Here is a 25,288-nt window from a genome sequence, read left to right on the forward strand (position 1 = left end):
ATGGAACTGCAGAATGCATTGATCATCGCAGGTGCTGTTCTTCTGTTGCTGCTGGTGGCGTACAACCGCTGGCAGATTCACAAGGCGCGCCGTGTGCGTCCGCTGATGCCCGAGGATGACCTGCCGCCGATGCGCGAGCCGGTGGTCGGCAAGACGACCCATCCGGACACGGCGGCCAGGCTGCAGGAAACGCCGCCGGAGCATGTTTCGCGCCGTGAGCCGACGCTGGGTGCGGGCAAGGACCATCGACACGACGACGAGGTGGTGGCTGCCGCCGCGAGCGCGGCAGCGGGTTCCGCCGATGCCGACGAGATCGTGGCTGACGAAGTGGCCGTGGCCGCATCGCCGGCCGTGAGCCGCGGCGCCTCCGCTCACGAAGCGGAAGCCGAGGCGGGCGCGGAACTGGAGGCGCAGGCCCACGCGCAACCGGCACCGTCTTCGTCTGCAGCCCAGCCCCAGTCCCAGCCGGATGTGGAGGCCCCCGTGGCATTGCTGGACGGCCAGCCCACGCCGGCCATGATCGATCCGCTGATCGATTGCATCGTGCCCATGCACTTGGAGCGCAAGGCTTCCGGTGACCGCATCCTGCCGTTGACGGGCCGGCTGCGCCGCGCCGGCACCAAGCCCGTGCATATCGAGGGCCTGCGCGCCGAGGCCAACGCGTGGGAACCCGTGACCGCGGGCCACCAGTACGAGGATATTCAGGTTGCCGTGCAGTTGGCCAGCCGCAGCGGTCCGCTCAATGCGCTCGAGTTCTCCGAGTTCGTCAACGCCGTCGAGGCGCTGGCTGAAGCGCTGGATGCATCGGCGGAACTGCCGGACATGACCGAGACCGTGGCCAATGCGCGCGAACTCGATGGCTTCGCGGCGGCGTCCGACGTCCAGCTGGGTGTCAACGTGATTTCCGATGGCGCACCGTGGTCCGCCGCCTACGTGCAGACCGTGGCCACGCAGGACGGGCTGGTGCTCTCTCGCGACGGCACGCGCTTCATCCGCTACGCGCCAGGTGCCGACGGCGTGCAAAAGCCGCTGTTTACGCTGCAGTTTGGCGACACCAACTTCCTCCGCGATGACCTGACGCTCAATGCCGGCCGCCAGATCACGCTGCTGCTGGACGTGCCCCAGGCGCCGCAGTCGATCAAGCCGTTCAAGCTGGTCTGCGAATACGGCTACAGCCTGGCCCAGCGCATGGGCGCGCAACTGGTCGACGACAACATGCGTCCGCTGACCGAGGCGTCATTCGTCGCGATCTTCGGCCAGCTGGAAAAACTGTACGAGACGCTGGATGCCCGCGGCATGCCAGCCGGGTCACCCGTGGCCATTCGACTGTTCAGCCTGTAACGGAGCCTGCCATGACCGCGAAGATTCAGGGCGCGCAGGCTCCGGCCTCCGCGCCAGCCGGCGCTTTGTCGGCCACCGCCGCGCCCGCGGCCGCCGCCGCCCGCGTGCAGTGGCTGCGAGACGAGCTGGAACGCCACAACTACCAGTATTACGTGCTCGATGCGCCCACCATTCCGGACGCCGACTACGATGCGCTGTTCGGCGAACTCCAGGCGCTGGAGACCGAGCATCCCGATCTGCTGACCGATGAATCCCCGACGCAACGCGTCGGCGGGGCGCCGCTGTCCGCGTTCGATACCGTCCGGCACCGCGTGCCGATGCTGTCGCTGAACAATGGTTTCGACGACGAGGACGTGATCGGTTTCGACCGTCGCTGCGCGCAGGGTCTTGGCCGTACGGCGGCCGCCGCGCCCGCGGAAGATTTGTTCAGCGCTGCCGAGGCGGCCGACAGTGCCGTCGAGTACGCCTGCGAACTCAAGTTCGATGGTCTGGCGATGTCGCTGCGCTACGAGGACGGCAAGCTCGTCCAGGCCGCAACGCGTGGCGATGGCGAAACGGGCGAGGACGTGACGGTCAACGTCCGCACGATCAAGGCGATTCCCCTGAAACTGCGTGGCAAGGCGCCGGCAGTGCTGGAGGTGCGCGGCGAAGTCTTCATGTATCGCGCCGAATTCGACAAGCTCAACGAGCGCCAGGCCGAGGCCGGCGAAAAGACCTTCGTCAATCCGCGCAACGCGGCGGCTGGCAGCCTGCGGCAGCTGGACCCGCGCATCACCGCCAGGCGGCCGCTGTCGTTCTTCGCCTACGGCATTGGCGAACTACAGGGCGCCGAGCGCCCGCCGACCCACAGCGTCATGCTCGACGGCTTTGCCACGCTGGGCCTGCCGGTCTGCAGCGAGCGCCAGGTGGTGAAGGGCGCCCAGGGCCTGCTGTCGTTCTATCGCGAAATCGGCGCGCGCCGTGACCAGTTGCCGTATGACATCGACGGCGTGGTCTACAAGGTCAATGCGGTGCCGGAGCAGGAGCAACTGGGCTTTGTCTCGCGCGCACCGCGCTTTGCGCTGGCACACAAGTTCCCGGCGCAGGAGATGACCACGGTCGTCGAGGACATCGAGGTCCAGGTCGGGCGCACGGGTGCGATCACGCCCGTGGCGCGGCTCGCCCCCGTGTTCGTGGGTGGCGTGACGGTGACCAATGCCACGCTCCACAACGAGGACGAGATCCGGCGTAAGGATGTGCATGTCGGCGATACGGTGATCGTGCGCCGCGCCGGCGACGTGATTCCCGAAGTGGTGGCCGTGGTGCTCGAACGCCGCCCGGAAGGTGCCCGCGCATTCGTGATGCCGACCGCGTGCCCGGTATGCGGATCGCATATCGAGCGGCTGGAGGGTGAAGCCATCGCGCGTTGCACGGGTGGCCTGATCTGCGCCGCCCAGCGCAAGCAGGCACTGCTGCATTTCGCGCAGCGCCGCGCCATGGACATCGAGGGCCTTGGCGACAAGGTCGTGGAGCAACTGGTCGACCAGGGCATCGTCCACACACCGGCCGATCTCTACAAGCTCGGCGTGGCCAAGCTGGCGGCGCTGGACCGGATGGCAGACAAGTCCGCGACCAACCTGCTTGCCGCGATCGAGGCGTCCCGCGAGACGACGATGAACCGTTTCATCTTCGCGCTGGGCATCCGCCATGTGGGCGAGGCCACGGCCAAGGATCTGGCGAAGCATTTCGGCAAGCTGGACAACCTGATGGCGGCGGACGAGGCCGCGCTGCTCGAAGTCAACGACGTGGGCCCCGTCGTGGCGCAGTCGATCGCCGGCTTCCTGGCCGAGCCGCACAACGTCGAGGTCATCGAACAACTGCGCGCCGCCGGCGTACACTGGCCGGAGACCGAGCCCATGGCGCGCGCGCCGTTGCCATTGGCCGGCAAGACCTTCGTGCTGACGGGGACGCTGCCGACGATGTCACGCGAGGATGCCAAGGAACGGCTCGAGGCCGCGGGCGCCAAGGTAGCGGGGTCGGTGTCGAAGAAAACCGACTACGTGGTGGCCGGCGCGGAAGCCGGCAGCAAGCTCGAACGCGCCCAGGCGCTGGGCGTGCCCGTGCTGGACGAGGACGGCATGCTGGCGCTGCTGGCCGAGGTGGCACAGATGGAACAACAGGGCGGTGCGGAACCGGAGAACGCACAATGATCCGAGACATTCTCAAGATGGGCGACCCGCGCCTGCTGCAGGTCGCGCGGCCGGTGACGCAGTTCAACACGCCGGAGTTGCGGCTGCTGATCGATGACATGTTCGACACCATGGAGCATGCCAACGGTGCCGGACTTGCCGCGCCGCAGATCGGCGTGGACCTGCAGGTGGTGATATTCGGTTTCGATCGCAACCCGCGCTACCCGGACGCACCCATGGTGCCCAAGACCGTGCTGATCAACCCGGTGCTGGAGCCGCTCTCCGACGAGATGGAAGACGGCTGGGAGGGCTGCCTGTCCGTGCCCGGCTTGCGCGGCGTGGTGCCCCGGCATACGCGGCTGAAGTATTCCGGCTACGACCTGCTCGGCAACCCGATCGAGCGCGTGGCCGAAGGCTTTCACGCCCGTGTGGTCCAGCACGAGTGCGACCACCTGATCGGCGTGCTGTACCCGATGCGCGTCAAGGACTTCACGCGCTTCGGGTTCACCGAGGTGCTGTTCCCGGAATTGCCGCCGAACTACGACGATTGAGCGGAGGCGGCGCCGGCCGCCAGCGCCGGCTGCCCGTGGCGGACGTGATAGACCATCGCGCCGCACACCAGTATCGCCATCATGCAAAGCTCGGCGCCGAGGCTGGCCAGCGTGGCATCGAGGTATCGGGCCACAAGTTCGGTGGGAAGGTGGGCCGATTGGTGCAGCGACTGGGCGAACACCGAGCCCAGCAGCGCCGATCCCAGTCCGAAGGCGGCCTGCTGCACTGTTGCCAGCGTCGCACTGCCGGCGCCCGCCTGATCGGCGGGAATATCGGCTAGCCCGATCCGGTAGAAGCATCCCACCACCAGCGAATTGCCGATGCCGATCAGCATGGTCGGCGCGGCCAGGTCGAGGATGTCCGGATGCGGCCACACATGGTGCAGCGTGTAGCCGAGCGCGACCATGCCCACCATCTGGATCAGACAACCCAGGATCAGCACGCGCGTGCGGCCCCATGCCCCGACCAGGCGCGGGCTCATCAGCGATCCGGCAAAGAACGCCAGGCCCAGCGGGATAAAGGCATTGCCGGCAGTCGTCGGCGCCATGCCGGCCCCCGCCTGCAATGCCAGCGCCAGCACAAACATGAAGCCACTCCAGCACGCATAGAACAGGATGGCGACAAAGAAGCCGAAGCGCACGCTGGGCAGCCGCACCAGTGACGGCGGCAGCAACGGATGCAGGCCGCGCCGCTCCTGGCGCAGTTCCGTCTTCCAGAGCCACAGCGTGAGCGGTGCGGCGGCCACCAGCACGGCCAGCACCGGCCACGTCCAGTGCATCGACGGCCCCATGGCCAGCGGCAGCAGGACGGCCAGAATGACGATCGCGAGCAGCATGGTGCCGGGCACGTCGATGCCCGCCGCGTTGTCGCGGCGCGTTTCCGGGATCAGCCGGCGCGACAGGGCAAGAATCGCGGCGCATACGGGCAGGTTGATCAGGAACGCGCTGCGCCAGCCCAGCCCGCCGATATCGGCCGCGACCAGGAATCCGCCCAGCACCTGCCCGATGATGAACGCCAGCCCGCTGATCGATGCAAACAGCGCCAGCGCGCGCGAGTGTGCGTGGCCGCGCAGGCCGACGTGGATCGTTGCCAGGATCTGCGGAATCAGCAACGCGGCCGCGATGCCCTGGAGAACCCGGGCGCCCAGCAGGAACCACATCGAGTTGGCCACGCCGCAGAGCAGCGAGGCCACGCCGAACAGGAAGACGGCGAAATTGAAGATCCGGCGGCGGCCATAGTTGTCGCCAAGCCGGCCGCCCATGGCCAGGCAGACGGCAAACGCGACGCCGTACACCGCCACCATCAGTTCCAGCTCGGTGGCCGTGGCATGCAGCGAGTGCGCGATGGCATGCATCGCCACGTTGACGATGGAAAAATCGATTTGCGGAAGAAGCTGGCCGGCCAGCAGCACAAAGAGCCCGGCCTGCCGGAGAGTGGTGGGAGATGCTTCGGAATGCATGGCGATGCGCGCCTCGACAGAAACAGAGGACCGGAGTATGGTGGCCGATCGAGACTGGTACAAGAGCCCGGCTAGACTGGTATAAATGGTGCCAGCCTATCTTCAGCCAGCCGTCGGGCAGCCGTCGACTTGCCTTCGAACCACCTTCGACCCACCTTCAGGCCGCCCCCCAGCCCCTATCCGGAGTGCCGCATCATGAACGTTCGCCACGATCCCGCGCAGCTGGCCGATCCCAGTGACGCCGACCTGCCGGCGGCTACCGGCCGGGAAGCGGAGCTCGGCGCCTTCCTGCGCGCCCGCCGGGAGAGCCTGGACCCGTCACGGGTCGGCATGGCCCGTATCGGCCGGCGGCGCACACCGGGTCTGCGTCGGGAGGAAGTGGCCGCGCTCGCGGACATCGGCATCACCTGGTACACCAAGCTGGAGCAGGGGCGCCCGATCCGGGTCTCCGTCAAGGTGTTGAGTGCCGTGGCGGCGGCGCTGCAATGTAGCGAGTCCGAGACCGAACACCTTTTTACGCTGGCGGGCATGCAGCGTCCGGTGCCGCCGTCCGCTTCCTTTGTCTGCGAGACGGTGGCGGCAAGCACGCAGCGCATTCTCGATCAGCTCGATCCGATCCCCGCGCTGGTCCAGAATGCGCGTTTCGACATCGTTGCCCACAACGACGCATACTGCCGCCTGCTTCAGATCGACGTGCCAAACCTGCCCGTCGAGGATCGCAACTGCATTTATCTGGCGCTGACGCAGCCGGTTTGGCGGGCGATCGTGGTCGACTGGCAGGGGATGGTGGCCAACATGGTGGCGCTGTACCGTGCGGCCATGGCCGAGCATATGAACGACCCGCTGTGGGAAGCCCAGTTGCAGCGCTACCTGGCCGTTTCCGACCTGTTCCGCGATCTCTGGCAGCGCTACCAGGTGCGCGGCATCCAGAATCACGTGAAGCAGTTCACGCATCCGGAAACGGGCGTGCTGAGCCTGACGCAGACCAACTGGTGGACGGCGCCGCGCAACGGCGCGCGGCTGCTGGTCTATGTGCCTGCCGATGAGGCGACCGAGGCAGCGCTGCGTCGCCTGCCGCCCGTACGGCCGCGATAGCCGGTTCCAGGAATGGCCAGGGGGGATGACGCATAAAAAAAGCGGAACGCACGCGCGTTCCGCTTTTTTTATTTCTCGCGGCCGTCTGTTGGCCAAACGGTTCAGAACTTCTCGAACGGACCCAGGAAGCGCCATTGGCCCGGCGGCAGGTCGCCCAGCACCACGCGGCCCATGCGCACGCGTTTCAGGCCGATCACCTTCAGGCCCACCTGTTCGCACATCCGGCGGATCTGGCGTTTGCGGCCTTCGCGCAGCACAAAGCGGAGCTGTTCCTCGTTCTGCCAACTGACCTTCGCGGGCTTGAGCGGGACGTCGTCGAGCGACAGGCCGTGGCGCAAGCGTTCCAGCTGGTCAGCCGGGAACGCGGCGCTGATATTGCGCTCGACCGGACCTTCCGGCGATTCCCAGACCACGCGCACCAGGTATTCCTTTTCGACGTTGGAGTCGTCGCCGATCAGCGCGCGGGCCACGCGGCCGTCCTGCGTCAGCACCAGCAGGCCCGTGGAGTCGATGTCCAGGCGGCCAGCCGGGGCCAGGTTCTTGCGCTGCCACGGCGCAAAGCGCTTGCGCGTGGGGTCTTCCGCCCATTGGTTCTCGGGCGCGAACAGCACGGCGGCCGGCTCGTAGCCGTCTTCCGCCTGGCCGGATACGTAACCCACCGGCTTGTTCAGCAGCACGGTCACGCGTTCGCCCTGTTCGGAGCGGGCGGCCTGCAGAATCTCGATCTCGGCGTCCGGGCGGACGCGCGAGCCCAGTTCAGTGACAGGTTTGCCGTCGACCAGCACCCAGCCGCGCGGAATCCATTCGTCAGCTTCGCGGCGCGAGCAGAGGCCCAGTTCCGACATGCGCTTGGAGAGGCGAACCAAACCGCTTTCATCGGCCTCGTGCGCTTCGCGCTGTTCGTGGGCCTCGGTGCGCGGTGCCGGACGCTCGGTGCGGACCGGGCGTGCGCGATCCGCATTGTCGCTAAAGCGACGGGCCGGTGCGGCCGGGCGAGCCGAGTCGTCGCCACCTGCACGGCGCGGGCGCGGTGAGCGATTGTCATCGCTGAAACCACGCTGCGGCGGACGGCGCTCGTCATCACCATAACGGCGCGGCGGGCGCGATTCCTTGTCGCCGAAACTGCGCGGACGCGGCGGGCGCGAGTCGTCGTTGCCGAAGCTGCGCGGGCGCGGTGCGCGATTGTCGTCGCTGAAACCACGCTGCGGCGGACGGCGCTCGTCGTCGCCATAACGGCGCGGCGGCCGCGATTCGTTGTCGCCGAAGCTGCGAGGGCGCGATGCGCGATTGTCATCGCTGCCACGCTGCGGCGGACGGCGCTCGTCATCACCATAACGGCGCGGGGGGCGCGATTCGTTGTCGCCGTAGCTGCGAGGGCGCGGCGCGCGATTGTCATCGCTGAAACCACGCTGCGGCGGACGGCGTTCGTCGTCACCATAGCGGCGCGGCGGGCGCGATTCGTTGTCGCCGTAGCTGCGAGGGCGCGGCGCGCGATTGTCATCGCCAAAACCACGCTGCGGCGGACGGCGCTCGTCATCACCATAACGGCGCGGCGGCCGCGATTCGTTGTCGCCGAAGCTACGCGGACGCGGCGGGCGCGAGTCGTCATTGCCGTAGCTGCGAGGGCGCGGTGCGCGATTGTCATCGCCAAAACCACGCTGCGGCGGACGGCGTTCGTCGTCACCATAGCGGCGCGGCGGCCGCGATTCGTTGTCGCCGAAGCTGCGTGGACGCGGCGGGCGCGAATCGTCATTGCCGAAGCTGCGCGGGCGCGCGGGGCGATTGTCGTCGCTAAAACCACGCTGCGGCGGACGGCGTTCGTCGTCACCATAGCGACGCGGCGGACGCGACTCGTTGTCGCCGAAGCTGCGCGGACGCGGCGGCCGCGATTCATCGTCGCCATAACGACGCGGCGGGCGTGAGTCGTCGTTGCCGAAGCGGCGCGGTGCCCGTTCGCCATCGGCCGGGCGAGGACGCGCAGGACGGGTCGATCGTTCCGGGCGCGCGGCGCCTTCCGCAGGCGCGGCCTTGCGCTTGGCCTTCTCGCCAGCGCGCTCCTTCGCTTGCTTGATTCCCGTCACCACATCCTGCACGCGCTTGCGATTGAGGTCCGATACGCGTACAGGCCGGGTGGCCTTGCGGGGCGCGTCGGTGGTGGGGGAGGTCTTGATGCCCAGCGTCTTGCGGCCGGGCGTTTTGCTATCGGTCATATCGTTGCGTCCCGATACGCGTGGCCATCAGATAGCCAGCGCTTCGAGCAAGTCCTGTTCAAGCTGAATCTGCAATCGGTTGTCGGCGGCAAGACGGCTGCCATCGACCAGGAACACGTCTTCGACGCGTTCCCCCAGGGTGTTGATGCGTGCCGAATGCACGGACACGCGGTGTTTGGCCAGTACACGGGCAATGGCATAGAGCAGGCCGGTGCGGTCGTTGGCGGACAGCGACAGCAGGTAATACTGGCCGCGTTCGTCGGGCCGCAGGTCCACGCGCGGCTTGATCGGAAAGCTGCGCGACTGGCGCGACAGCCGGCCTTGCGTCGGCTCGGGCAATGGGCACTCCAGCCGCACACGCTCCGCCAGTTCGTGTTCGACAAGGGTCAGGATGTCCCGGTAGTCGCCATCCCGGCCCGGGTCCGTGACCTGGAAGGTGTCCAGCGCGTAGCCGTGGCGCGTGGTGTGGATCTTGGCGTCCTGGATCGAGAACGCCTTGCGCTCGAAGTAGCCGCAGATCCGCGCGAACAGGTCGGGCTGGTCCTTGACGTAGACCGCCACCTGCAGGCCTTCGCCGGCTGGCGAGATGCGGGCCTTCACCACGGCTGCGTCGCTGTCCACCTTGTTGAACAGGTGGCGCGTCAGCCAGACGATGTCGCGCGCGTCATGGCGCAGGAAGAAGGAGACGTCGAGCTTGCCCCAGAGCGGCCTGGCCAGGTCCGGGTCGAACGCCTTGAGACGCAGTTGCGCGATGGTGTCGTCGCGGCGCTGGGCCCAGAGCGAGTGGGGATCGAGCTGCGCGCCGCCGAGCACGCGCAGCGTGATGCGGTACAGGTCCTCCAGCAGCTTGCCCTTCCATGCGTTCCAGACCTTCGGGCTGGTGCCGCGGATATCGGCCACGGTCAGCAGGTAGAGCGCGGTCAGGTAGCGTTCGTTGCCGACCACGCTGGCGAACGACTTCACCACCTCGGGATCGGTCAGGTCCTGCTTCTGCGCCACGTGGCTCATGGTCAGGTGGTTTTCTACCAGCCAGGCGATCAGGTCGGTGTCTTCGCGCGAGATGCCATGCTGCTTGCAGAAGCGGCGTGCATCGACGGTGCCGAGCTTGGAGTGATCGCCGCCGCGACCCTTGGCGATGTCATGGAACAGCGCGGCCACGCACAGCACCCATGGCCGGTCGAAGCTGGCCATCAGCTGGCTGCAGAACGGAAACTCGTGCGAGTGCTCGACGATGGCAAAGCGGCGCATGTTGCGCACCACCATCAGGATGTGCTGGTCCACGGTGTAGACGTGGAACAGGTCGTGCTGCATCTGCCCAACGATGCGCCGGAAGTTGATCAGATAGCGGCCCAGCACGCTGGTCTGGTTCATCAGGCGCAGAGCGTGCGTGATGCCCTGCGGCTCCTGCACGATGGCCAGGAACAGGCGGCGGTTTTCCGGGTCGTTGCGCCAGCTGGCGTCCATGACCGTACGGGCGTTGTAGAGGCCACGCAGCGTGCGCGGCGACAGGCCCTTGACGCCCGGCGTGCGTTCGTAAAGCAGGAACGTTTCCAGGATCGCGTGCGGATCGCGCTCGTACAGGTCGTCGCTGGTGATTTCCAGCATGCCCTGGCGCTCCACGAAGCGGTCGTTGATCACACGCGTGACCTTGGACTCGCTCGGGAACAGCATGGCTTCGATGTTGAGAAGCAGCACGCTGTTCAGCTGCGTGACGGCCTTGGCCGCCCAGTAGTAGCGGCGCATCAGCTGCTCGCTGGCACGCTTGTGCGTGGTCTGCCGATAACCGAACGATTCCGCCAGCGCGGTCTGCAGGTCGAACACCAGCACGTCCTGGCGCCGGCCCGCAAGCAGGTGCAGCCGGGCGCGGATGGTGCGCAGCAGGCGGTCGTTGCGGGTGAGCTCCTGGGCCTCGCGCTCGGTCAGCAGGCCCCGCTCGAACAGTTGCTTCCAGCTGTCGCCCAGGCCCGCCGCCTGCGTCATCCACAGGATGACCTGGAGGTCGCGCAGGCCGCCGGGGCTTTCCTTGCAGTTGGGCTCCAGCGCGTAGGGGGTGTCCTGGTACTTGGCGTGGCGCTGGCGCATTTCCAGCAGCTTGGCCTGGAAGAAGTCGGCCGCGTCCATGTCGGCCTGGTAGCGTGTGCGCAAGTCGGCAAACAGCGCCTTGTTGCCCGTCAGCAGGCGGGCTTCCAGCAAGGATGTGCGGATCGTGATGTCCGCCGCGGACTCGCGGATGCAGTCGTCCACGGTGCGGACCGACGAGCCGATCTCCAGGCCGAGGTCCCAGCACAGGCCGATGAAGCGCTCCAGCTTGGCCGCGGTCTCGGCGTCGGGCTCCGCGCGCAGCAGCAGCAGGACGTCGACATCCGAATGGGGAAACAACTCGCCGCGTCCATAGCCGCCTACCGCGACGAGTGCGGCGTCGGCGGGCAACTCCAGGCCACTCCAGGCATCGATCAGGGCGGCATCCACGGCGCGACGCAGCCGGGTGACGAGCGGATTGACCTGGTTGTGCGCATTGAATTCGGCAAACAGGGCCTGCTTGTCGGCCTTGAGCTTGTCGCGGATGCGCTGGCAGAGGAGGAGTTCCGGCGTGGTGTCCATGGGTTGGGCGATGGGGGTCGTGGGCACGGCTGGAAGTAGAAAGGGCGCCGCGGTCGGCGCCCTGGCGATCGACGCGACGTCAGGCCGCGACGGGTTCGGTGACAAAGGCCGGCGGCACCGGCGATCCCGCCGACAGCGTCAACACTTCAAAGCCGGTATCGGTGACCAGCACGGTGTGTTCCCACTGCGCCGACAGGCTGCGGTCGCGCGTCTTGACGGTCCAGTGGTCGGGCATCGTGCGGATGTCGCGCTTGCCGGCGTTGATCATCGGCTCCACGGTGAAGATCATGCCGCTCTTGATTTCCATGCCGGTGTTGGGGCGGCCGTAGTGCAGCACCTGCGGGTCGGAGTGGAAGACCTTGCCGATGCCGTGGCCGCAGTACTCGCGCACCACGCTGTAGCCGGCGGCTTCCGCGTGCACCTGGATGGCATGGCCGATATCGCCCAGCCGCGCGCCGTTGCGCACCTGCTGGATGCCCTTCCACATGCATTCGTAGGTGATTTGCGCCAGGCGCTTGGCCAGGATCGAGCCCTCGCCCACGATGAACATGCGGCTGGTGTCCCCGTAGTAGCCTTCCTTGGTGATGACGGTGATGTCGAGGTTGATGACATCGCCGTTCTTCAGCACGCGGTCGCCGGGAATGCCGTGGCAGATCACGTCGTTGACCGAGGTGCAGATGGCGCCGGGGAAGGGCGGGTAGCCAGGGGGCGCATAGTTCAGTGGCGCGGGCACCGTGCCTTGCACGTCACGCATGTAGGCGTGGCAGAGCTTGTCGAGTTCGCCGGTCGTCACGCCGGGCTTGACGTGCGGGGTGATGTAGTCGAGGACTTCGGAGGCAAGGCGGCAAGCCACGCGCATTTGGGCGATGTCTTCGGCGGTGTTCAGGTGGATGCTCATGCTGCTTCGCCAGAAAAAGTGACGGCTCAGCCACTGGCTGCGCCGGATATCGATTCGCAAAGTGGGATTATCGCACCATCGTGCCCTGAAAGCAGTGAATTACGGGCGGCTGCGGGCGAGCGGCCGGACGAAAAATCGACAGGCCGGGTAGTGGCGCGGGTCCTGTGGCCGTTGGGGCGACCCCCCCATCGGGAGACGATTCGCGGGGCTTGAGCGAAGGGTCGCTTTGTTGCTACAATCGAGGGCTGACTTGCTGGCGGTGCGCCGGCGGGTCGGCATCAAGAATCTTTTTGGTAAATCGCTGGTCCGCCCATCCGGGGTGTTCCTTTTCAGGAATGTCGGGGCGGACTTCAGACCCAACCCTATTGGAGCACCTTTCATGTCCGTGACCATGCGCGAAATGCTGGAAGCCGGTTGCCACTTTGGCCACCAAACCCGCTTCTGGAACCCCAAGATGGCCCCCTTCATCTTCGGCCATCGCAACAAGATCCACATTATCAACCTCGAAAAGACCCTGCCGATGTTCCAGGACGCGATGAAGTACGTGCGTCAACTGGCAGCAAATCGCGGCACCGTGCTTTTCGTGGGTACCAAGCGTCAGTCGCGCGAGATCCTGGCTGAGGAAGCCGGCCGCGCAGGCATGCCGTACGTCGACGCCCGCTGGCTCGGCGGCATGCTGACGAACTTCAAGACCGTCAAGATCTCGATCAAGCGCCTGAAGGACATGGAAGCCGCCAAGGAAGCCGGCGCGCTGGACACCATGAGCAAGAAGGAAGCGCTGATGTTCGAGCGCGAGATGATCAAGCTGGAAAAGTCCATCGGCGGCATCAAGGACATGGGCGGCGTGCCTGACGCCATCTTCGTGGTGGACGTCGGCTACCACAAGATTGCCGTGACCGAAGCCAACAAGCTGGGCATCCCCGTCATCGGCGTGGTCGACACGAACCACTCGCCGGAAGGCATCGACTACGTGATCCCGGGCAACGACGACTCGAGCAAGGCCGTGGCCCTGTACGTGCGCGGCGTGGCTGACGCCATCCTGGAAGGCCGTGCCAATGCGGTGCAGGAAGTGGTGGAAGCCGCTCGCGGCGGCGACGAATTCGTCGAAGTCCAGGAAGGCTGATTGCCCGCAGGCGCCTGAAGCCGGGGTACACCGGCTGCCGGCGCCCGTACGGTGGCAAGACAATAAAAGGGGGCACTTCTGGCGCCCCCTTTTTGCAAACTGACTTTGTTGTCATCCGCCGCGGGTACGATCCGCCGCGGGTGAAGCCGGACCGAAGTTGATCAGACACCGGCCGGCCGTCCCGTGTGACATGCGGGGCGGACGGCCCGAACCAATCAAGGAGTGACAAATGGCGGCAATTACCGCAAGCATGGTTGCAGAACTGCGCGCGAAGACCGACGCGCCGATGATGGAATGCAAGAAGGCCCTGACCGAGGCCGACGGCGACCTGGAAAAGGCTGAAGAGCTGCTGCGCGTCAAGCTGGGCAACAAGGCCAGCAAGGCCGCTTCGCGCGTAACCGCCGAAGGCGTGGTGGCATCGTTCATCGACGGCACGACCGGTGCACTGATCGAGCTGAACTGCGAAACCGACTTCGTTTCCAAGAACGACGACTTCCTGGCCTTCACGGCCAAGGTGGCTGAACTGGTGGCCAAGCAGAATCCGGCCGACGTGGCTGCCCTGTCGGCTCTGGAAATCGACGGCGTGACCGTGGAAGCCACCCGTGCCGCCCTGATCGGCAAGATTGGCGAGAACATGACGATCCGTCGCTTCACCCGTTACGCCAACGGCGGCAAGCTGGTGTCGTACCTGCATGGCACGCGCATTGGCGTGATGGTCGAGTTCGACGGCGACGAGACCGCCGCCAAGGACGTGGCCATGCACGTGGCCGCCATGAAGCCGGTGTCGCTGTCCGCCGACCAGGTTCCCGCCGAGCTGATCGCCAAGGAGCGCAGCATCGCCGAGCAGAAGGCTGCCGAATCGGGCAAGCCGGCTGAAATCGCCGCCAAGATGGTGGAAGGTTCGGTCCAGAAGTACCTGAAGGAAGTGTCGCTGTTCAACCAGCCGTTCGTGAAGAACGACAAGCAGACGGTTGAGCAAATGCTGAAGGCCGCCAACACGACCGTGAAGGGTTTCACCCTGTACGTGGTGGGTGAAGGCATCGAGAAGAAGCAGGACGACTTCGCCGCCGAAGTGGCCGCCCAGGTGGCTGCTGCCCAGAAGGGCTGATGTCCAGGTGGCGGGGCCGGCATCCAGTGAGGAAAGCCAACCCTGCCACCGTATAATGCCGAGGGGCGCCGCAAGGTGCCCCTCTGCACAATTGCGGCCGCCATGTGCGTGCCGCTGCGGTCGTGTCAGCCAGTTTTCGCAGTCACCTGCCTCTGTGCATCTTTTGACGGACGATGCCGGCAGATAACGGCGAAAACCGGCTTCAAGCTGTCCCGCATTTCCGAATTTTTGCGCGGCCGGTGCAGCCCACACGCTGTATGCCGCCCGCGCCAATCCATCCGTTCATACGAGCGATCGAGAACCAGCCCGAGGGTGAATATGCCAGCCTACAAGCGCGTCCTTCTGAAACTGTCCGGTGAGGCCCTGATGGGCGACGATGCCTTCGGCATCAACCGCTCCACCATCGAGGGCATGGTCAATGACATTGCCGAGATCGTTAAGCTGGGCGTCCAGGTCGCCGTAGTCATCGGCGGCGGCAACATTTTCCGCGGCGTGGCCGGCGGAGCGGCCGGCATGGACCGTGCCACGGCCGACTACATGGGCATGCTGGCCACCATGATGAATGCGCTGGCCCTGCAGGACGCCATGCGCCATGCCAACATCGAAGGCCGTGTGCAGTCCGCGCTGCGCATGGACCAGGTGGTCGAGCCGTACATCCGCCCGCGCGCCATCCGTCAGCTGGAAGAGGGCAAGGTGGTGATTTTCGCCGCCGGCACGGGTAACCCGTTCTTCACGACCGATACCGCCGCCGCGCTCCGCGGCTCGGAAATCGGTGCGGAAATCGTGCTCAAGGCCACCAAGGTGGACGGTGTATATACCGCCGACCCCAAGAAGGACCCGAGCGCTACCCGTTACACCACCATTTCCTTCGACGAAGCCATTTCCCGCAACCTTCAGGTCATGGATGCCACCGCGTTCGCGCTGTGCCGCGACCAGAAGCTGCCGATCAAGGTGTTTTCGATCGTCAAGCCGGGCGCGCTCAAGCGTGTGATCCTCGGTGAAGACGAAGGTACGCTGGTGCACGTTTGATGGGCGCGGGCCGCGTCACAATGCGGATTCGGCCCGGCCTGAGAGTAGAATGATTCATTTTCGATCCCGTCCGGCGGGATCCTGTCTGGCTGTTTTCCGGAGGTAAACATGACCGTCGCCGACACAAAGAAGAGCGCCGAGCAGAAAATGCAGAAATCGATCGAAGCCTTCAGGGCCGATCTGGCGAAGATTCGCACCGGCCGCGCCCACGCCGGCCTGCTTGACCACGTCCAGGTGGACTACTACGGCTCGATGGTGCCCATCAGCCAGGTAGCCAATGTCGGTCTGGCCGACGCCCGCACGATCAGCGTGCAGCCGTGGGAAAAGAAGATGGTGGGCGCCGTCGAAAAGGCCATCCGCGACGCGGACCTGGGCCTGAATCCGGCCACCATGGGTGAAGTGATCCGAGTGCCGATGCCCGCGCTGACGGAAGAGCGCCGCAAGGAACTGACCAAGGTCGTCAAGAGCGAGGCCGAGGGTGCCAAGGTGGCTGTGCGCAACCTGCGCCGCGACGCCAACGAGCAGTTCAAGAAGCTGGTCAAGGACAAGACCATTTCCGAGGATGACGAGCGCCGCGGCCAGGACGAAGTCCAGAAGCTGACGGACAAGTTCGTTGCCGAGATCGAGAAGCTCGTCGCCGAGAAAGAGAAGGAGATCATGACGGTGTGATGGCGCCCGGCGGCCTGTCCGCCGGATGCTGTCACCGTCCGCCAACCCATGCAGCACATCAGTTCGACGCTAGGCGTTCCCGATACCAGCTATGTGCCCCGCCACGTTGCCATCATCATGGATGGCAACGGCCGCTGGGCGACCCAGCGTCATCTGCCCCGCGTCGCGGGCCACTCCCGCGGCCTGGACGCGGTACGGGCGGTGGTGGAGGCTTGTGCCGCGCGCGGCGTGCAGTTCCTGACCCTGTTTGCCTTCAGTTCCGAGAACTGGCGCCGCCCGGCGGACGAGGTTTCGTTCCTGATGCGCCTGTTCATGACCGCCTTGCGCCGCGAGGTGATCAAGATGCACGCCAACAACATCCGCGTGCGCGTGGTGGGCGATCTGTCGCGGTTCAGTCCGCGCATCCAGCAGCTCATCCTCGACGCCGAAGCGCGCACAGCCGGCAACACGGGTCTGACCGTGACCATCGCCGCCAACTATGGCGGGCGCTGGGACCTGCTGCAGGCCATGCGCAAGATGCTGGCGCGGTCCCCCATGCTCGATCCGGACGCGATCGACGAGTCCGTGCTGGCACCGCACCTGGCCATGTCGTACGCGCCGGAGCCCGACCTGTTCATCCGCACCGGCGGCGAGCAGCGCATCAGCAATTTCCTGTTGTGGCAGCTTGCCTATTCCGAGCTGTATTTCACCGATACCTACTGGCCCGATTTCGATGCCGCCGAGCTCGACAAGGCATTCGCCTCGTACCGGCAGCGCGAGCGACGGTTTGGCCGGACCAGTGCGCAGCTGCTGGCGCCGGGCCTGTCCGGCACGGCCTGAGCCCCGGCTCGTTTTCCTCCAACTCACCACGGAACCCCGCAGCGCATGCTACTTACCCGCGTCATCACCGCCGTATGCCTGTTGCTGTTGATCCTGCCGATCCTGTTCCTGGCACCGCCGGCGGCACTGGCGGGGCTGGTGGGGGTAATCGTGTTGCTTGGCGGATGGGAGTTTGGCCGGCTGATCGGCCTGCGTCGCGCGTGGCCTTATGTCTATGCCGTGGCCTGCCTGCTGGTGCTGATTGCCTGGCATGACGCGCCCGAGCGCCATGCCGTCACGTACTTGCTCGAAGCCGCCATCGTGGCGTGGGGCGTGGCGCTGATGCTGCTGGCTCGCGGTGTACGCAAGGCCACGCCCGGCTTCGCGGTGTTGGGCGCCATCATGGGGCTCATCATGCTGCCGGCGTTTGGCCACGCCGTGATGGTGCTGCGTGCCGACGGCATTGCGGTGCTGCTATCGGCTGCGGTACTGGTGTGGGCGGCCGATATCGGCGCCTATTTTGTCGGCAAGGCGATCGGCCGCCGCAAGCTGGCGCCAGGCATCAGCCCGGGGAAATCCTGGGAGGGCGCGATCGGTGGCTGGTTGCTGGTCATGGTGGTGGCGCTGACGCTGGCCACTACGCACGCGTTCGCGCCGACCTGGTTCTCGCGCATCGCGGACAAGGGCGGCCTGGGTCTGGCGGCGGTATTGGTCACGCTGCTGGTCGCCGCGAGCATTATCGGCGACCTGTTCGAATCCCTGCTGAAGCGGCAGGTCGGCATGAAGGACAGCAGCCGGCTGCTGCCCGGGCACGGCGGGGTCCTGGACCGGATCGACGCCCTGATCCCGGTGTTCCCGCTGGCGGCCCTGCTGCTGGCCTGGGTGTAGTCACAATCTGAATTCGGTTATCTGGTCTATGCAACGTATCACCATCCTGGGCGCCACCGGCTCCATCGGCGAAAGCACGCTCGACGTCGTCCGTCGACATCCGGACCGCTATACCGTGCATGCGCTCAGCGCGCACCGTCAGGTCGACAAGCTGGCCGCCGCGTGCGTCGAGTTCCGCCCGGCACGGGCCGTGGTCGGAACGGCCGAGGCCGCCAGCCAGCTGGAGGCGCTGCTGCGCGCCGCCGGCCTGAAGACCGAAGTCAGCCACGGTGAAGCCGCCCTGGAATCGATTGCCGCCGACAGCGGTACCGATGCAGTGATGGCCGCTATCGTCGGCGCCGCTGGCCTGCGCTCGTCGCTTGCCGCTGCCCGCGCCGGCAAGCGCGTGCTGCTGGCCAACAAGGAATCGTTGGTGATGTCCGGCGCCATATTCATGGACGCCGTGCGCGAGCATGGCGCCACGCTGCTGCCGATCGACAGCGAACACAACGCCATCTTCCAGTGCCTGCCGACCAGCGATCCGCGCTACGCAGCGGGTGTTTCGAAGGTGCTGCTGACGGCGTCGGGCGGCCCGTTCCGCACCCGCGACCCGTCCACGTTGCACGACATCACGCCTGACCAGGCCTGTGCCCATCCGAAATGGGTCATGGGCCGCAAGATCTCGGTGGATTCGGCGACGATGATGAACAAGGGCCTGGAGGTGATCGAGGCCCACTGGCTGTTCGGCGCGCCGGCCGAAAAGATCGAAGTGCTGATCCACCCGCAGAGCATCGTGCACTCGATGGTGGCCTATGCCGACGGTTCGGTGCTGGCGCAGCTCGGCAATCCGGACATGCGGACACCGATCGCCTATGGCATGGCGTATCCGGAGCGCATCGACTCCGGCGTGACGCCGCTGGACCTGACAATCGCCGGCGGCCTCCATTTTGAGACGCCGGACCTTGAGCGTTTTCCGTGCCTGGGACTAGCCTTTGATGCATTGCGCGCGGGTGGCGTGGCGCCGGCCGTCTTGAATGCGGCCAACGAGGTCGCCGTGGAGGCCTTCCTCGGCGGCGCTATCCGCTTTACCGATATTGCCCGCGTGGTGGCCGGTGTCCTCGAACTTCCGCACGCCGGTTCGGCCGGGACGCTCGAGGGCGTTTTGGCGGCCGATGCCGAAGCTCGCCGCGCCGCGCAGGCATTGCTGACACGTCTGGCCGGCCGCTGATGGATCGCAGCGCGGGCCAGGTCTCGAGGGGGTGATTTGCCATGCAAACCGTCATCGCGTTCATTGTCGCCCTGTGCATTCTGATTTTCGTGCACGAGATGGGTCACTACCTTGCCGCGCGCGCCTGCGGGGTCAAGGTGCTGCGGTTCTCCATCGGCTTCGGCCGCCCCCTGGCCCGCTGGGTCAGCAAGGGGCGTGACCGCACCGAGTGGACGCTGGCCGCCATTCCGCTGGGCGGCTACGTGAAGATGCTTGACGAGCGCGAGCGTGACCCCGAAGTCGATCCGCCGATCGACCCCGCCGATCTGCCGCGCGCCTTCAACCGACAGCCTGTCGGCAAGCGCTTTGTGATCGTCGCAGCGGGGCCGGTGGCCAACTTTGCGCTGGCCATCGCGCTGTACGTGGTCCTGTTTGCCGGCGGTATGCGCGAACCCGTGCCGGTGGTGGCCGCCCCCGTAGACGGCAGTGTGGCTGCGCAAGCCGGCATTCGCGAGGGCGATCGCATCCTGTCCCTGACCGCGAACGACCACACGGAAGCGGTACGCTCCTGGAACGACTTGCGCATGGCGGTGTTCGCCGAAGGCTTCGGCGACGCACGCGCGGTGCTGCATGTACGCGGTGCCGACGGTGCGGAGCGGGACGTCACGCTGTCGCGGCTGCCCAATACGGGCGGCAATCCGGACCAGGACCCGCTGGCCACGCTGGGGCTGAACCTGAAGGGTGGGCCGGTCACCATCACCGAGATCGTGCCGGATTCGGCGGCGCAGCGCGCCGGCCTGAAGGCCGGAGACCGCGTGGTGACCTGGCAGGGCCAGCCGCTGACCCAGGCCAGCGAGCTGATCCGGGGCGTCCGGGCTCGTCCGGGCGAGCCGGTGACGCTGGGCGTCGAACGCGCCGGCCAGCGGCTGGACGTACCGGTGAGGCTGGATTCGGCGCCGGCCGCGGAAGGTGCCAGGGATGCCTCGGGCGCGCCCGCTGGCCCGACCGGCAAGCTCGGGGCGGCGCTGAATCAGGCTGTAGAGACGGAAATCGTGCGTTATCCGCCGATGCAGGCGCTGGCGCGCGCTGCAGGACAGGTCTGGAGCACCAGTACGCTGTCCCTGAAGCTGCTCGGCAAGATGCTCGTCGGGCAGGCTTCGCTGCAGAACCTGAGCGGTCCGCTGACCGTGGCGGACTATGCGGGCCGCGCGGCGAACCTGGGCTGGCAGCCGTTCGTGAGTTTCCTGGCACTGGTCAGCGTCAGCCTCGGTGTGCTCAATTTGTTACCCATTCCGGTTCTGGATGGGGGGCATTTGCTGTATTATTGCGTGGAATTTTTGACTGGCAGGCCCGTACCAGACCACTGGCAAGCGATGCTGCAGAAGGTCGGCATCGCGTGCATCTTGCTCCTGACCTCACTCGCTTTGTTCAATGACGTCAGCCGACTGTTTCTTGCGCGCGGCTAGCTTCGCGCAGCCCGAAACGTGTGTCGGCGGGGGGCGGTCGCATCCTGGGGGACATTTTCCCGTCGGGACGGATCGGCCTTGCCAGCGTTGTCAGGCGTAGTCCCGGACGGCATCGGAGCCAAAACCCTGCATGGAATCAAAGAGGAAGAGGGGATCAACATTGATCAGACATAAGCGCATCTCGCTGGGCCTGCTGACGAGTGCCATTATCGCGGCGTGGAGCCCGGCGGGCTGGGCCGCCGATCCGTTCGTGGTCAAGGATATCCGCGTTGAAGGCCTGCAGCGCGTCGAGCCGGGCACCGTTTTCGGTTACCTCCCTGTCCGCGTCGGCGAGACCTTCACCGACGACAAGGGCGCGGATGCCATTCGCGCGCTGTACAACACCGGTTTCTTCAAGGACGTGCAGATCCGCGCCGAAGACGGCGTGCTGGTAGTGCAGGTGGAAGAGCGTCCGGCGATCTCCCAGCTGGAATTCGTCGGTATCAAGGAATTCGACAAGGACACGCTGCGCCGGTCCCTGCGTGCCGTGGGCGTGGCAGAAGCCCGTTACTACGACAAGGCCCTGATCGACAAGGCCGAGCAGGAGCTCAAGCGCCAGTACGTGGCGCGCGGCTACTACGCGGCGGATGTGCAGACCACGGTGACCCCGGTGGACCGCAACCGCGTGTCCGTGGTGTTCAACGTGGAAGAAGGTCCGGTCGCCAAGATCCGCCAGATCAATATCGTCGGCAACAAGGCGTTCAAGGAAAGCACGCTGCGCGATGAGATGCAGTTGTCCACGCCGAACTGGCTGTCCTGGTACACCAAGAACGACCTGTACTCGAAGCAGAAACTGACGGCTGACCTGGAAGCGCTGCGTTCGTACTACCTGAACCGCGGTTACCTGGAGTTCCAGATCGAGTCCACGCAGGTCTCGATTACGCCGGACAAGAAGGACATCTTCCTGACGCTGAACATCAAGGAAGGCGAGCAGTACAAGGTGTCCGAAATCCACCTGGCCGGTGAAACGCTGGGCAAGCAGGCGGAGATGGAAAAGCTGTTGCAGCTGAAGAAGGGCGACATCTTCTCGTCCGAAAAGCTGACCGCCAGCACCAAGGCCATCACGGACCTGCTGGGTACCTATGGCTATGCGTTCACGACGATCAACCCGCAGCCGCAGGTTGACCAGGAAAAGCGCGAAGTGGCGCTGACGCTGATGGTGGACCCGGGCCGCCGCGTGTACGTGCGTCGCGTGAATGTGGTCGGTAACAGCAAGACCCGCGACGAAGTCGTGCGTCGTGAAATGCGCCAGATGGAAAGCTCGTGGTTCGACAGCGAGAAGCTGACGCAATCGCAGGCGCGTATCAATCGTACCGGGTACTTCACGGACACCAACATCACCACCGAAGACGTGCCGGGCGCGCCCGACCAGGTGGATGTGAACGTCAACGTGACCGAAAAGCCGACCGGCCAGATTAGCCTGGGCCTGGGCTTCTCGTCCACGGACAAGCTCGTGCTGCAGGCCGGCCTGCGCCAGGACAACGTGTTCGGTTCCGGTACCAGCCTGGGGCTGGACGTGAACACGGCCAAGTCGTTCCGTACCATCGCGCTGACGCAGTACGACCCGTACTTCACGGTGGACGGTATCAGCCGGTCGACGGATATCTACTACCGTACGTCCCGTCCGCTGTACTACACCGGTGACCAGGACTACAAGATCGTGTCCGCCGGCGGTGGCTTCAAGTTCGGCGTGCCGTTCTCCGAGAACGATACGGTGTTCTTCGGCATCGGCTACGAACGCACGCAGGTCTACACGTCGGTCAACACGCCGAGCCAGTACACGGCATGGCTGAACAAGATTGGCAAGACCAGTGGCGATCCGATCAACAACTTCCCGTTTACGATTGGCTGGGCGCGAGACCGTCGTGACAGCGCGCTGATCCCGACCAAGGGTCCGTACACTCAGGCCAACCTGGAAGTGGGCGTACCGGGCGGCGACACCCAGTACTACCGCGCCAGCTTCCAGCAGCAGTATTTCTACCCGCTGTCCAAGGCCTTTACCCTGGCCCTGAACGGTGAAGTGGCGTACGGCCACGGCTACGGCGCGACGCCGTTCCCGGTGTTCAAGTACTTCTACGCCGGTGGTATCGGTTCGGTGCGCGGCTACCAGACCAGCACGCTCGGACCGAAGGACCAGAACGGCAACCCGGTTGGCGGCGCATCCAAGTTGATCGGTAACGTCGAGTTCGTGTTCCCGCTGCCGGGTTCGGGCGTGGACCGCACGCTGCGCCTGTTCACGTTCTTCGACTTCGGTAACGTCTACCAGGAAGGCGCGCCAATTACGGTCAGCGACCTGAAGTATTCGACCGGTTTCGGTATGTCCTGGCTGTCGCCGATCGGTCCGCTCAAGGTCAGCATGGGCTTCCCGCTGAAGAAGGACGAGACCGACCGTGTCCAGCGCTTCCAGTTCCAGATCGGTACTGCGTTCTGATCCCCACAAAGGATTTGTTTCATGAAACTCCATACTTCACTGACGAAATCCCTGAGCGCGGCCGCGCTGGCCGCTGCGGCCCTGTGCGCGGCAGCGCCGGCGATGGCTCAGGAGGCTCGTATTGCCGCGGTCAACTCGGAACGTATCCTGCGTGACTCGGTGCCCGCCAAGGCGGCGCAGGTCAAGCTCGAGCAGGAATTTTCCAAGCGTGACCGCGAACTGCAGGACATGGCCCAGAAGATCAAGGGCATGGCCGACAAGCTCGACAAGGACACCGCCGTCCTGGCTGACTCTGATCGCCAGCGCCGCCAGCGTGAGGTGGCAGACCTGGATCGCGAATTCCAGCGCAAGCAGCGCGAATTCCGTGAAGACCTGAACCAGCGCCGGAACGAGGAGCTGGCCCAGGTGCTGGAACGCGCCAATCGCGTGATCCGTCAGCTGGCCGAGCAGCGCAAGTACGACCTGATCGTGCAGGAAGCGGTCTACGTGAATCCGCGCATCGACATTACCGATGACGTGATGAAGGCGTTGAACGCCGGCAGCACGGGCAAGTAAGCGGCGCGCCTTTCGTTCGCCGCTGTTTCGATCTCCAAGGAAGTACCGCCATGCAGACACCCACACTGGGTCAGCTCGCCACCGAGAACGGCGCGCAGGTTGTGGGTGATCCCGACCTGGCCGTGAGCGGTCTGGCACCGCTTGACCAGGCCGGCCCCGGCGACCTGTCTTTCCTGTCCAATCCGCTGTACTTGCCGCAGGCGTTGGCCTCGGGGGCCGGTGCCGTCATCGTGTCGCCTGCCGACCTCGAGCGTATTCGCGCCGAAGGGCACGCCGATGGCCGCAACTGGCTCGTGGCACGCAACCCGTACGTCTGCTTTGCTCGCGTGGCCCAGCGTTTCGACCGCGAAGCCAATGCCGACCCGCGCGTTGGCATCGATCCGCGCGCCAGCGTGGCCGCGGACGCCGTGGTACCGGCCTCCTGCTTCATTGGTCCCAATGTGGTGATCGAGGCCGGTGCGCAACTGGGCGAGCGCGTGCGGATCCTGGCAAATGCCTTTATCGGCGCAGGCGCGCGGATCGGCGAAGATACGCTCATCTACGCCAATGTTTCTGTCTATCATCGTTGCGTGGTGGGTGCGCGCAACATCCTGCACAGCGGGGCGGTGATTGGCGCCGACGGCTTTGGCTTTGCGCCCGATATCGGGCCGGCCGGAGTCGAATACGTCAAGATCCCGCAGGTGGGCCGTGCGGTGCTCGGCAATGACGTGGAGATCGGCGCCAATACGGCCGTCGACCGTGGTGCGATGGCCGATACGGTGATTGAGGACGGTTGCAAGATCGACAACCAGGTGCAGATCGCGCACAACGTGCACGTGGGCGCCCATACGGTGATTGCCGGCACGGCTGCGGTTTCGGGCAGCACGAAGATCGGCAAATTCTGCGTGATCGGGGGCGCGGCCAATTTTTCTGGCCATTTGAATATCGCCGACCGGACCACAGTGTCCGGCGGCACATCGATTACCAAATCGATTACCAAACCCGGTGGGCATTACACCAGCGTGTTTCCGTTCACGACGCATGGCGAATGGGAGCGCAATGCGGCCATCGTGCGCGGGCTGAGCAAGCTGCGCGACCGCGTGGTGCAGCTGGAGCGCCGCCTGCGCGGCGAATCCGCCGGGTCCAATAGCAAACAAGACGAAGAGAAATCATCATGACCGCCTCCGACATCGACATCCGCAAGATCCTGAAGCTGCTGCCGCATCGGTATCCGATCCTGCTGGTCGACCGCGTGCTCGAGTTCGAACCGCAAAAGCGGATCAAGACCCTGAAGAACGTCACGATCAACGAGCCGTACTTCATGGGGCATTTCCCGGACCAGCCGGTGATGCCGGGCGTCATGATTCTGGAAGCGCTGGCGCAGTCGGCCGGCTTGCTGACCTTCGGCGCCGATATGGAGCGCAAGGAAGGCGCGCTGTATTACTTCGTGGGCATCGACGGCGCACGTTTCAAGCGCGTGGTGTACCCCGGCGACCAGTTGCATCTGAACGTGACCGTGGAGCGCTACATTCGCGGCATCTGGAAGTTCAAGGCCAGCGCCACCGTCGACGGCGAAGTGGCGTGTGAAGCCGAGCTGATGTGCACGGTGAAGCAGGCTGAAGGCTGACCGCTGCCGAGCCCGTCCCCGCGCCTGGCCGCGGGACTCACTACAGACCACACACCACAGGACAGG

General features: G+C 65.6%; 20 protein-coding genes. 16 read left to right on the forward strand and 4 right to left on the reverse strand.

Going from position 1 to position 25,288, the window contains the following annotated elements:
• From AC1DOX_RS06800 to def, 3 genes are read left to right on the forward strand one after another with little or no spacing between them, the layout of a single operon-like run.
• Complete coding sequence (locus AC1DOX_RS06800) at window positions 1–1,341, forward strand: cell division protein ZipA C-terminal FtsZ-binding domain-containing protein (protein ID WP_441614836.1); 1,341 nt, start codon at window positions 1–3, stop codon at window positions 1,339–1,341.
• An 11-nt stretch (window positions 1,342–1,352) separates the two neighbouring features.
• The gene (gene ligA / locus AC1DOX_RS06805; RefSeq protein ID WP_441614834.1) at window positions 1,353–3,530 is read left to right on the forward strand and encodes an NAD-dependent DNA ligase LigA; all 2,178 of its coding nucleotides are present in this window, start codon (window positions 1,353–1,355) and stop codon (window positions 3,528–3,530) included.
• The gene (gene def / locus AC1DOX_RS06810) at window positions 3,527–4,060 is read left to right on the forward strand and encodes a peptide deformylase (protein WP_441614832.1); all 534 of its coding nucleotides are present in this window, start codon (window positions 3,527–3,529) and stop codon (window positions 4,058–4,060) included. Before ligA ends, def begins: the two co-directional genes overlap by 4 nt.
• On the opposite strand, the gene AC1DOX_RS06815 is transcribed toward def, so the two are convergent.
• Window positions 4,048–5,520: an MFS transporter gene (locus tag AC1DOX_RS06815; RefSeq protein WP_477101229.1), complete on the reverse strand. Its 1,473-nt coding sequence runs from the start codon at window positions 5,518–5,520 to the stop codon at window positions 4,048–4,050. The genes def and AC1DOX_RS06815 overlap by 13 nt on opposite strands.
• Window positions 5,521–5,715: 195 nt before the next feature.
• Between AC1DOX_RS06815 and AC1DOX_RS06820 the strand changes: the two genes are divergently transcribed.
• The gene (locus AC1DOX_RS06820) at window positions 5,716–6,615 is read left to right on the forward strand and encodes a helix-turn-helix transcriptional regulator (RefSeq protein ID WP_441614828.1); all 900 of its coding nucleotides are present in this window, start codon (window positions 5,716–5,718) and stop codon (window positions 6,613–6,615) included.
• A gap of 101 nt (window positions 6,616–6,716) precedes the next feature.
• On the opposite strand, the gene AC1DOX_RS06825 is transcribed toward AC1DOX_RS06820, so the two are convergent.
• The 3 genes from AC1DOX_RS06825 to map form a co-directional block, all read right to left on the reverse strand.
• Entirely contained in the window at window positions 6,717–8,825 is a 2,109-nt protein-coding gene (locus AC1DOX_RS06825) for a pseudouridine synthase (RefSeq protein ID WP_441614826.1), read from the reverse strand.
• A gap of 27 nt (window positions 8,826–8,852) precedes the next feature.
• Window positions 8,853–11,426 (reverse strand): [protein-PII] uridylyltransferase, encoded by a 2,574-nt coding sequence (locus tag AC1DOX_RS06830; RefSeq protein WP_441615057.1) that lies wholly within the window; start codon window positions 11,424–11,426, stop codon window positions 8,853–8,855.
• Between the two features lie 79 nt (window positions 11,427–11,505).
• On the reverse strand, window positions 11,506–12,324 hold the full coding sequence (gene map / locus AC1DOX_RS06835; RefSeq protein WP_092133971.1) for a type I methionyl aminopeptidase: 819 nt from the start codon (window positions 12,322–12,324) through the stop codon (window positions 11,506–11,508).
• 379 nt (window positions 12,325–12,703) lie between these two features.
• On the opposite strand from map, the gene rpsB reads away from it, so the two are divergent.
• From rpsB to fabZ, 12 genes are all read left to right on the forward strand, one after another.
• Entirely contained in the window at window positions 12,704–13,447 is a 744-nt protein-coding gene (gene rpsB / locus AC1DOX_RS06840) for a 30S ribosomal protein S2 (protein ID WP_092133969.1), read from the forward strand.
• Between the two features lie 229 nt (window positions 13,448–13,676).
• Window positions 13,677–14,555 (forward strand): translation elongation factor Ts, encoded by an 879-nt coding sequence (gene tsf, locus AC1DOX_RS06845; RefSeq protein ID WP_092133967.1) that lies wholly within the window; start codon window positions 13,677–13,679, stop codon window positions 14,553–14,555.
• 318 nt (window positions 14,556–14,873) lie between these two features.
• Window positions 14,874–15,584, forward strand: a complete 711-nt coding sequence (gene pyrH, locus AC1DOX_RS06850; protein ID WP_092133965.1) for a UMP kinase — start codon at window positions 14,874–14,876, stop codon at window positions 15,582–15,584.
• A gap of 108 nt (window positions 15,585–15,692) precedes the next feature.
• Window positions 15,693–16,253, forward strand: coding sequence for a ribosome recycling factor (frr, locus tag AC1DOX_RS06855; RefSeq protein WP_092133963.1), 561 nt, complete (start codon window positions 15,693–15,695; stop codon window positions 16,251–16,253).
• 48 nt (window positions 16,254–16,301) lie between these two features.
• Window positions 16,302–17,072 (forward strand): isoprenyl transferase, encoded by a 771-nt coding sequence (locus AC1DOX_RS06860; protein ID WP_092133961.1) that lies wholly within the window; start codon window positions 16,302–16,304, stop codon window positions 17,070–17,072.
• 45 nt (window positions 17,073–17,117) lie between these two features.
• Complete coding sequence (locus AC1DOX_RS06865) at window positions 17,118–17,939, forward strand: phosphatidate cytidylyltransferase (RefSeq protein WP_441614820.1); 822 nt, start codon at window positions 17,118–17,120, stop codon at window positions 17,937–17,939.
• 28 nt (window positions 17,940–17,967) lie between these two features.
• On the forward strand, window positions 17,968–19,146 hold the full coding sequence (gene ispC, locus AC1DOX_RS06870; RefSeq protein ID WP_441614818.1) for a 1-deoxy-D-xylulose-5-phosphate reductoisomerase: 1,179 nt from the start codon (window positions 17,968–17,970) through the stop codon (window positions 19,144–19,146).
• A 41-nt stretch (window positions 19,147–19,187) separates the two neighbouring features.
• Window positions 19,188–20,591, forward strand: a complete 1,404-nt coding sequence (gene rseP / locus AC1DOX_RS06875; RefSeq protein WP_441614816.1) for an RIP metalloprotease RseP — start codon at window positions 19,188–19,190, stop codon at window positions 20,589–20,591.
• A gap of 160 nt (window positions 20,592–20,751) precedes the next feature.
• Complete coding sequence (gene bamA, locus AC1DOX_RS06880) at window positions 20,752–23,061, forward strand: outer membrane protein assembly factor BamA (protein ID WP_092133955.1); 2,310 nt, start codon at window positions 20,752–20,754, stop codon at window positions 23,059–23,061.
• A 21-nt stretch (window positions 23,062–23,082) separates the two neighbouring features.
• A complete protein-coding gene (locus AC1DOX_RS06885) occupies window positions 23,083–23,616 on the forward strand; it encodes an OmpH/Skp family outer membrane protein (RefSeq protein ID WP_092133953.1) in 534 nt (177 codons plus the stop codon).
• A gap of 50 nt (window positions 23,617–23,666) precedes the next feature.
• On the forward strand, window positions 23,667–24,773 hold the full coding sequence (gene lpxD / locus AC1DOX_RS06890; protein ID WP_441614813.1) for a UDP-3-O-(3-hydroxymyristoyl)glucosamine N-acyltransferase: 1,107 nt from the start codon (window positions 23,667–23,669) through the stop codon (window positions 24,771–24,773).
• The gene (fabZ, locus tag AC1DOX_RS06895) at window positions 24,770–25,222 is read left to right on the forward strand and encodes a 3-hydroxyacyl-ACP dehydratase FabZ (RefSeq protein ID WP_092133949.1); all 453 of its coding nucleotides are present in this window, start codon (window positions 24,770–24,772) and stop codon (window positions 25,220–25,222) included. Before lpxD ends, fabZ begins: the two co-directional genes overlap by 4 nt.
• Window positions 25,223–25,288 lie beyond the last annotated feature (66 nt).

Source organism: Cupriavidus sp. 01L415 (assembly GCF_056400065.1).

What these genes read in the sequence shown, in the direction of transcription:
- AC1DOX_RS06800 (WP_441614836.1), top strand. Translation starts at nt 1, where the DNA reads ATGGAACTGCAGAATGCATTGATCATCGCAGGTGCTGTTCTTCTGTTG.
- ligA (WP_441614834.1), top strand. Translation starts at nt 1,353, where the DNA reads ATGACCGCGAAGATTCAGGGCGCGCAGGCTCCGGCCTCCGCGCCAGCC.
- def (WP_441614832.1), top strand. Translation starts at nt 3,527, where the DNA reads ATGATCCGAGACATTCTCAAGATGGGCGACCCGCGCCTGCTGCAGGTC.
- AC1DOX_RS06815 (WP_477101229.1), bottom strand. Translation starts at nt 5,520, where the DNA reads ATGCATTCCGAAGCATCTCCCACCACTCTCCGGCAGGCCGGGCTCTTT.
- AC1DOX_RS06820 (WP_441614828.1), top strand. Translation starts at nt 5,716, where the DNA reads ATGAACGTTCGCCACGATCCCGCGCAGCTGGCCGATCCCAGTGACGCC.
- AC1DOX_RS06825 (WP_441614826.1), bottom strand. Translation starts at nt 8,825, where the DNA reads ATGACCGATAGCAAAACGCCCGGCCGCAAGACGCTGGGCATCAAGACC.
- AC1DOX_RS06830 (WP_441615057.1), bottom strand. Translation starts at nt 11,426, where the DNA reads ATGGACACCACGCCGGAACTCCTCCTCTGCCAGCGCATCCGCGACAAG.
- map (WP_092133971.1), bottom strand. Translation starts at nt 12,324, where the DNA reads ATGAGCATCCACCTGAACACCGCCGAAGACATCGCCCAAATGCGCGTG.
- rpsB (WP_092133969.1), top strand. Translation starts at nt 12,704, where the DNA reads ATGTCCGTGACCATGCGCGAAATGCTGGAAGCCGGTTGCCACTTTGGC.
- tsf (WP_092133967.1), top strand. Translation starts at nt 13,677, where the DNA reads ATGGCGGCAATTACCGCAAGCATGGTTGCAGAACTGCGCGCGAAGACC.
- pyrH (WP_092133965.1), top strand. Translation starts at nt 14,874, where the DNA reads ATGCCAGCCTACAAGCGCGTCCTTCTGAAACTGTCCGGTGAGGCCCTG.
- frr (WP_092133963.1), top strand. Translation starts at nt 15,693, where the DNA reads ATGACCGTCGCCGACACAAAGAAGAGCGCCGAGCAGAAAATGCAGAAA.
- AC1DOX_RS06860 (WP_092133961.1), top strand. Translation starts at nt 16,302, where the DNA reads ATGCAGCACATCAGTTCGACGCTAGGCGTTCCCGATACCAGCTATGTG.
- AC1DOX_RS06865 (WP_441614820.1), top strand. Translation starts at nt 17,118, where the DNA reads ATGCTACTTACCCGCGTCATCACCGCCGTATGCCTGTTGCTGTTGATC.
- ispC (WP_441614818.1), top strand. Translation starts at nt 17,968, where the DNA reads ATGCAACGTATCACCATCCTGGGCGCCACCGGCTCCATCGGCGAAAGC.
- rseP (WP_441614816.1), top strand. Translation starts at nt 19,188, where the DNA reads ATGCAAACCGTCATCGCGTTCATTGTCGCCCTGTGCATTCTGATTTTC.
- AC1DOX_RS06885 (WP_092133953.1), top strand. Translation starts at nt 23,083, where the DNA reads ATGAAACTCCATACTTCACTGACGAAATCCCTGAGCGCGGCCGCGCTG.
- lpxD (WP_441614813.1), top strand. Translation starts at nt 23,667, where the DNA reads ATGCAGACACCCACACTGGGTCAGCTCGCCACCGAGAACGGCGCGCAG.
- fabZ (WP_092133949.1), top strand. Translation starts at nt 24,770, where the DNA reads ATGACCGCCTCCGACATCGACATCCGCAAGATCCTGAAGCTGCTGCCG.